The organism is Aminobacter sp. J41 (genome assembly GCF_000526635.1).
GTDB lineage: Bacteria > Pseudomonadota > Alphaproteobacteria > Rhizobiales > Rhizobiaceae > Aerobium.
Map to the genome: position 1 here is coordinate 1 of NZ_JAGL01000065.1, position 7,562 is coordinate 7,562.

General features: G+C 60.9%; 3 protein-coding genes and 1 pseudogene. 3 read left to right on the plus strand and 1 reads right to left on the minus strand.

The window, feature by feature from the left end:
• Positions 1 to 73 precede the first annotated feature (73 nt).
• Positions 74 to 1,921 (plus strand): annotated as a pseudogene (traA, locus tag L630_RS21950) (Ti-type conjugative transfer relaxase TraA); the annotation flags it as partial.
• A 103-nt stretch (positions 1,922 to 2,024) separates the two neighbouring features.
• Here traA and L630_RS21955 read toward each other — a convergent pair.
• Complete coding sequence (locus L630_RS21955) at positions 2,025 to 4,865, minus strand: autotransporter domain-containing protein (RefSeq protein ID WP_245263825.1); 2,841 nt, start codon at positions 4,863 to 4,865, stop codon at positions 2,025 to 2,027.
• 689 nt (positions 4,866 to 5,554) lie between these two features.
• Here L630_RS21955 and L630_RS0120000 point away from each other — a divergent pair.
• Both L630_RS0120000 and L630_RS0120010 read left to right on the plus strand, forming a co-directional pair.
• Positions 5,555 to 6,142, plus strand: a complete 588-nt coding sequence (locus L630_RS0120000) for a hypothetical protein (protein WP_024849961.1) — start codon at positions 5,555 to 5,557, stop codon at positions 6,140 to 6,142.
• A gap of 212 nt (positions 6,143 to 6,354) precedes the next feature.
• A protein-coding gene (locus L630_RS0120010) for an IS3 family transposase (protein ID WP_156941773.1) occupies positions 6,355 to 7,544 on the plus strand; the annotation gives its coding sequence in 2 pieces (ribosomal slippage) (positions 6,355 to 6,607 and positions 6,607 to 7,544; 1,191 coding nt in all).
• The last annotated feature ends 18 nt before the right edge of the window (positions 7,545 to 7,562 follow it).

Genomic DNA, 7,562 nt, shown 5'->3' on the forward strand with positions numbered 1-7,562 from the left:
AGATTTTTTCGAGGGAGGGCGCGCCTATACGTCGTTCCGACGTGCGCGTGAATGTGTAGATGTTCGGATCGCCATGGCGATCTATCATCTTCACGTCAAGGTCATTGGCCGCAAGGCCGGATCGAGCGCGGTGGCGTCTGCCGCCTACCGCTCGGCCTCGCGGATGCGCGACGAGCGGCTGGGGCGCGTGCAGGACTTTTCCAAGAAGCGCGGCGTCGTCCATTCCGAAGTGCTGCTGCCGGATGGAGCGCCCGAAGTCTGGTCCGACCGCGAACGGCTCTGGAACGATGTGGAGGCGTTCGAGGTCAGGAAAGATGCCCAGCTTGCCCGCGAGGTCGAGTTCGCCATTCCGCGCGAGATGACGCAGGCGCAGGGCATCGAGCTTGCCCGCGACTTCGTGCAGGCCGAGTTTGTCGATCACGGCATGATCGCCGATCTCAACGTGCATTGGGACATCGGCGAGGACGGCATGCCAAAGCCCCATGCCCATGTCATGCTCACCATGCGCGAGGTGGACGGGGACGGGTTCGGCCAGAAGGTGCGCGACTGGAACCGCACGCAGATGCTCGAACGGTGGCGCGAACGCTGGGCCGAGCATGTGAATGAGCGGCTGGCCGAACTCGACATAGACGCACGCATCGACCATCGCAGCCTTGAGGCGCAGGGCATCGGGCTTGAGCCGCAAACGCAGATCGGCGCAGCCGCACAGCGCATCGAGACACGCAGTGTCGGCGAAGGGATCAAGACCGCAGCCGACCGCGCCGAGATGCACCGCGAGATCGCGCGGAACAATGGCGACCGGGTCATCGCCGATCCTTCCATTGCTCTCGACGCGATCACGCATCATCAATCGACCTTCACGCGGCGCGATATGGCGATGTTCGCGCACCGGCACAGCGACGGCATCGACCAGTTCAACGCGGTCATGGGGGCGATGCGCGGTTCGCCCGATCTGGTCGAGCTTGGCAAGGACGGACGCGGCGAGGATCGATTCACGACCCGCGACATGATCGAGGCCGAACAGCGGCTCCATCGCGCGGCCCAGATGATGGCAGAGAAGGAGCGGCACGAGGTCAGCGACAGAGACAGGGAGGCGGCGCTGGCGCGCGCCGAACAGCGCGGCCTTGTTCTGTCCGGCGAGCAGGCCGAGGCGCTGGCGCATGTCACGGACGGGCGCGACCTTGGCATTGTCGTCGGCTATGCCGGAACGGGAAAGAGCGCCATGCTCGGCGTTGCCCGCGAGGCTTGGGAAGCGGCAGGCTATGAGGTTCGCGGCGTTGCCTTGTCAGGCATCGCTGCCGAAAATCTAGAAGGCGGATCGGGCATTGCGTCGCGCACCATCGCCAGCATGGAACACGGCTGGAAGAACGGACGCGACATGCTCACCAGCCGTGACGTGCTTGTCATAGATGAGGCGGGCATGGTCGGCACGCGCCAGTTGGAGCGCGTGCTGTCCCATGCCGCCGAGGCTGGCGCAAAGGTGGTGCTGGTCGGCGATCCGCAGCAGTTGCAATCCATCGAAGCAGGTGCGGCGTTCCGCTCAATTCATGACCGGCACGGCGGAGTGGAAATCCATGAAGTGCGCCGCCAGCGCGAGGACTGGCAGCGCGATGCCACCCGCGATCTTGCGACCGGCAGAACCGGCGATGCGATCAGCGCCTATGACCGTCACGACTTGGTGCATGAGGCACAGACCCGCGAACTGGCGCGGGGCGACCTGATCGACCGCTGGGACCGCGATCGGCAGGCCGCACCGGACAGCAGCCGCATCATCCTCACCCATACCAACGCCGAGGTGCGGGAACTCAACGAAGCCGCCCGCGACCGGATGCGTGAGGCTGGCGATCTGGGCGAGGACATGCGCGTCACCGTTGAACGCGGAGAAAGAAGCTTCGCCGCCGGGGATCGCGTCATGTTCCTGCCAGATGGCACTTCCAGCATAAATCGATCACCGTGCCCGTCTAACCAGCGAAGTGACGAAACCGATTTCCATTTCCCCTTCGACCCGCCGTTAGGTCGTCACTTCAAAACTGCACCCCGAGCTTGACCCCGAACGTGTGATCCTGGCTGTCGCCATCGGTGCCGAAGGCGGTGCGGTAGTCGAAGCCGAGGTTCCAGCTTTCGCCCAACTGGGCATCGAGACCGAGGCCGATTGTCAGGTGGTCGCGCGAGAAGCCGTCCACATTGAGCGTATAGGGCAGCGTACCGAGATCGGCGTAGCCGAGGCTGGCGCGGCTCGCCCCCTCGAAATCATGGGTGTATTCGAGCCGCCCACGCGGTGTGAGCACACCCCATTCCATGGGGATCGCGTATTGGAAACGCAAACCAAGCGTGCCAGAGAGTGTGTCGATGGTCTGTTGGCCATAGATGAGGTTCCACATGCCCGCGCCCGTCTCGGTGAAGGCGTCGAGCGTGGAGTGCGAGCCGGAAAGCCGACCATAGGGCGAGATCAGCAGGCCCTCATTGCGGAACTCGTAGCCGGCCGAGAGCGAGGCGAACAGTTGATCGCCGCCGCGGGAGCCGGTGGCGAATTCGCCGGTCGTCGTCACATAGCGCACGCTGTCAAAGGTCATGGTGCTGTAGCCGGCCAGGCCGTCGAGGAAGAAGCCGGGAACAGGACGGTAGCTGCCATAGGCTGCCAGCGAGAAGGCTTCGGCGCGGCTTTCCGTGTCGTTGCTACCAGCCTCCGTGACATCGCGCCCATAGCCGACGCCGAAGCCGGCGGTGAGCTGTGGTGTGAAGCGATAATCGACACCGGCGCTCACGCCGACCAGCGTATGGTCGAGATTGATCGCGCCATCGTCATTGGTGCCGAAACTAACAAAGCCGCCGCTCCAGAAGGCCGGATCGCCGAACAGATTCTCGACCGGGGTGGCTTGGGAAGCGCTACCGCTATCGGCTGCAGAGGATACGACCTGTCCGATGGCGTCAACGGCTGGATCATGCGGCGTGTCCTCATTCGGCGCGTAGGCGTTGGCGTTGTCGGTTGGCTGCTGGAGGGAGAGATTGACGCCGATGGAGTTGTTTCGCCGTTCACCCTCATTGTGAAGCTGTTCGAGCCTCCGGTTGAAATTGGTGATCTGGGTATTGGCGAAGCGTTTTGCCGTCTGCGTCTGCGCCCGCATCAGGCCGATGACTTCCGGATCAAGAGAAGGGTCGGGGCGGGCAATCACGGTGATGGTGACAGTCGCCGGTTCAGACGCGCCATCTGCATTAGACAGGGTGTAGGTAAGGCTGGCAGTTCCGGCAAAAGTGCCCGCAGCGGCAAAATGCAGGATATAGGCTCCGTTCTCGCGTTCGACCCAGGCGTCGCCGGCCTCGCTGGCAGGATGGGTGGCGATGGCAGCGCTGGTAAATGGACCTCCTGCCGCGCCTCGCGTCAGATCGAGCGTACCGCTGGTTCCGGCCATAACCTCAAGCGTGTGGTTTTGGGCGACGGGCAGGTTCTCCGCTTCGACTTTGAGCGTGGCCCTGGCGCTACCTTCGAATCCGTAAGCATCCGTCGCCCTGACGGCGAAAGCGAACTCGCCGCCTTCCGCGGGCGTGCCCGACAGGGTTCCATCGGCGGCGAGCGTCATGCCGTCCGGCAGGTCACCCGAGGCCAGATTGAAGGCATAGGGCTCGCTGCCGCCCGAGGCGGACAGCCGCACAGGTTCATATTCCATGTTCACCCTGCCGTCGGGCAGGCTCGGCACGGTGACGACGATTTCGGGGGCATCGACGGTGAGCGTGTATTCCCGTTCGCCAGTGAAGTCGTTGGCGTCAATTGCCGTCACCGTGAAGGTGAAGCTTCCGGCCTCCGTCGGTGTGCCGTACAGTTCGCCGCTCGCGTCGAGCGACAACCCTTCGGGCAGCGCACCGGCTGTCATCGCGAAACTATAGGGCGCTTTCCCGCCCTCGGCGGTGAAGGTCACTTCCTCATAGGGGGTACCAGCCGTGCCGCCTGGCAGGCTCGCAGGTCCCACGGCAATCTCGGGCGCAGCCTCGACCGTCAGAGTATAGGATTTGGTCCGAGAGTGACCGCGTTCGTTTCTGGCTTCCAAGGTGAAGCTGAAATCGCCCGTCTCGGTCGGGGCGCCTGCGAGAGTACCGTTTTCGTGCAGTTCGAGACCACTCGGCAGCGCACCGCTCACTATGGCAAACGCGAAATCCCAAAGCCCGCCTATCGCGGTGATTGTTTCGTCGTAGGATGTGTCCTCGCTCGCATTGGGCAAGGCGTCAGGGGATAAAGTGATTTCCTCAAAGATGAAGGACACCGCGCAGTCTGCCGTGACGGGATCGGTGTACCAGGCACTGCCCACGGGATGGATGCCGCATCCACTGGGTTGGCGATACGTCGCGCCGGCATCGGGAATGGGGTCCCAGAAGGATATTATTCGACCCTCGGAAACTTCCACGGGGCTGCTGATCGCTGTTTCCGGATCGTCATTGAAGGTGACCGATCCAATCTCGCCCCGACCGCTGGATGACCAGGACACCGTGTAGGTTGCGGCTTGGACATTGATTGTCGCCGTTGCCGGGGCACTGGTGCCGGCGGCGTTGGTCGCAGTGTAGGTGATCTTGTCCAGGCCTGAAAATCCGGCATCTGGTGTGTAAATGATTCCTGTGCCTGAAGCCGAGATAGTGGCACTGCCGTTGGACGGGCCAGAGACAACCTCCACAAACTGGACCTCGTAACCGTCAATGTCGAGGTTGACGAGATTGTTCGAGCTGTTGGCATCAACGGTCGTGGTCGTGTCGCCGACCGTCGGCGGCTCGGTTACCTTGACCGTGATGTTCAGCGTCGCGGTTGCGCAGGCGGGATCGCTTGTCTCGGCCGTTATGGTCGCGATCCCCGAACGATGGGTTGTCGCATCGCCGCCCACGGTGCTCAAGGAGAATATCTCCACGACGTCGGGATTGCTGCTGGAAATGCTTGTGACCTTAAAGGGAAAAAGCCGCACATAGATGGTCGCGCCTACTGGCCACTCAACACTTCCTCCCGGAAGCGTCGGGCCACCATGCTCTTGAAGAAGGTGCCACTCACAGGCAGGGACCTGAGCCTTTGCCGGCATGGATAAGCCGAGACAGGCAAACAGGCCGAAAACCCCAATAAGCGCCCAAGCCCTGATCGCAGCAAACTGTGCCCGCGCCGGCATTGCGAGCCAACAAGTCGTATAGACGCCTCCCTTCCACATCACGCCCAAAAACTGCCCCTTAGAATAACACCTCAACAATCGAGATACTGCGATATCGGCTGTGGGCGCAACTGTCTAAACGTCTCAAATGACGTGGCAATTCGTATCACGCGAGACATTGCATTACGAAAGCGGAGAATTTGTATCAAATGGTCTATTAAAATCCATGTATATATTTACAGTTATTATCTTCTGATCATAAATAATCCTTTAATCACGAAAATGCATTGAGACATTTTAACATTTATCTTGCGATTCCGCGCCTCACTCAAGAGCATTGGCATTCTGTATGTAATCTCGGTCCAGGTGGATCCTGCACCGCGCCCGAAGTCACGTTGCTTTGGAAGCCGGTCTCCCAAATTCAACCGGAGGTTACTATGCCAACAATTCGAGAAAATGTTGTAATTCTGAAAGCGGCCGAGATCGAATCGGTGACGGTCATTCCTGACTCAGCCGTTGTTTCGGTGGGGCAGCCATCCGACGGGGCTCCCCGAATAAACCATCATATGGACGTTATTTCGGTCCTTTTTAAAGCGGGTCGCCACAAAACTAGGGAAGTCGCCGAGAAATTCAACGACGTCACCGGCGGTAAAGGCCATGAGTACGCTCCGCAAGGCGGATCGGGCGGCACACCGCGCGAACTGAATTTTTTCTTCGGCATCCGCGTCAAATGGAAGTCTGGAGGCGAAACGGTTCTCTATCTCGGTCAAGGCAGCAATGGACCACGTAACAACTGGTGGATTGGCGCTCCACAGATCGAAGCCGGAGATTCTGCCAGGATCACCTTGCCGTCCGGTCAAGTGCTCAAAATTGAGGGCGCGTCGCCGGAGGAAGATCTCGGGGCGCCATTCGACATTCTCGACAAGGTCGTGCCTGACCAATTTAAAGGACTGGCCGATCTTATCGGCAAACCCTTGCTGAAGGAATTGTTCGGACAGGTCAATCTATTCCGGTTCTCTACATAGCAAGACAAGACAGCAGAACTGTTTCTCAGGTCGGCAGAACTCTGGTTCCAAATCATGCCGGGATGCATACGCCACCAGCTATCTAAAATCCGGCATGGCTTCGGTGTCGGGGGTATCTCCCCCGACGGAGACGGACGCTGGTGTTCCTGACCTGCCACTGAGTTTTTCCTCCACCTGGAGTTAGAGTCCGGCCTTGATTGAAGGACGGACAGATGAAGCGGAAGCGGTTTTCGGAAGAGCAGATCATCGGGGTTCTGCGCGAGCACGAGTCGGGTGCGAAGGCGGCCGATCTGGCCCGCAAGCACGGGGTGAGCGAAGCGACCCTGTATAACTGGAAGGCGAAGTATGGGGGGATGGAGGTGTCCGACGCCAAGCGCCTGAGGTCTCTGGAAGAGGAGAATACGAAGCTGAAGAAGCTGCTCGCCGACCAGATGCTGGAAGCATCGGCACTTCGCGAGCTTCTGTCAAAAAAATGGTAGGGCCCGCCGCCAAGCGCGAAGCCGTCGCGCATCTGCAGGCCGCCATGGGCCTGTCGGAGCGTCGGGCCTGTTCCTTCGTCGGTGCCGATCGCAAGATGGTCCGCTACCAGTCCTGCCGTCCGCCGGAGACCGAACTGCGCGGCCGGCTGCGCGACCTTGCCAATGAACGCCGGCGTTTCGGCTATCGACGCCTGTTCATCCTGCTGCGACGGGAGGGTGAGCCGTCTGGCATCAACCGTATCTACCGGCTCTACCGAGAAGAAGGGTTGACGGTTCGCAAGCGCCGGGCAAGGCGACGGGCGGTGGGTACGCGAGCGCCGATCCTGGTCGAGGCGAGACCGAACGCACGCTGGTCACTGGACTTCGTGCACGACCAGTTCGCCTGCGGTCGGCGCTTTCGGGTGCTAAACATCGTCGATGACGTGACGCGCGAATGCCTTGCTGCGATCCCTGACACGTCGATCTCCGGTCGTCGTGTCGCCCGCGAGCTTACCGATCTGATCAGCCGTCGCGGCAAGCCGGACATGATCGTTTCGGACCACGGCACCGAGTTCACGTCGAACGCCATCCTTGCCTGGTCGAAAGATCATCGAGTCGAGTGGCATTACATCGCGCCAGGCAAACCCATGCAGAATGGCTATGTGGAGAGCTTCAACGGTCGGATGCGGGACGAGCTGCTGAACGAGAGCCTGTTCTTCGGCATCGACCATGCGCGCAGCGCCATCGCTGAATGGAGGCAGGACTTCAACACCGCGCGACCGCATTCCTCGCTCGGATACCAAACCCCGGCAGCCTTTGCCGAAACTCTCACCGCAACCGGCTCCGACGCTTCGCTCGATAAGGGCTTCGCGTCTCCACCGGTTGCTCAACCCGCGCCCTACGGCGTAACAGAAACGGCCGAGGCTCTAATCGCCGCTGGATGACAGTTCAGTGGCAGGTCA

Bases quoted from the DNA above. Each gene is read 5' to 3' on its own strand.
- L630_RS0120000 (WP_024849961.1), top strand. From the start codon at position 5,555: ATGCCAACAATTCGAGAAAATGTTGTAATTCTGAAAGCGGCCGAGATC.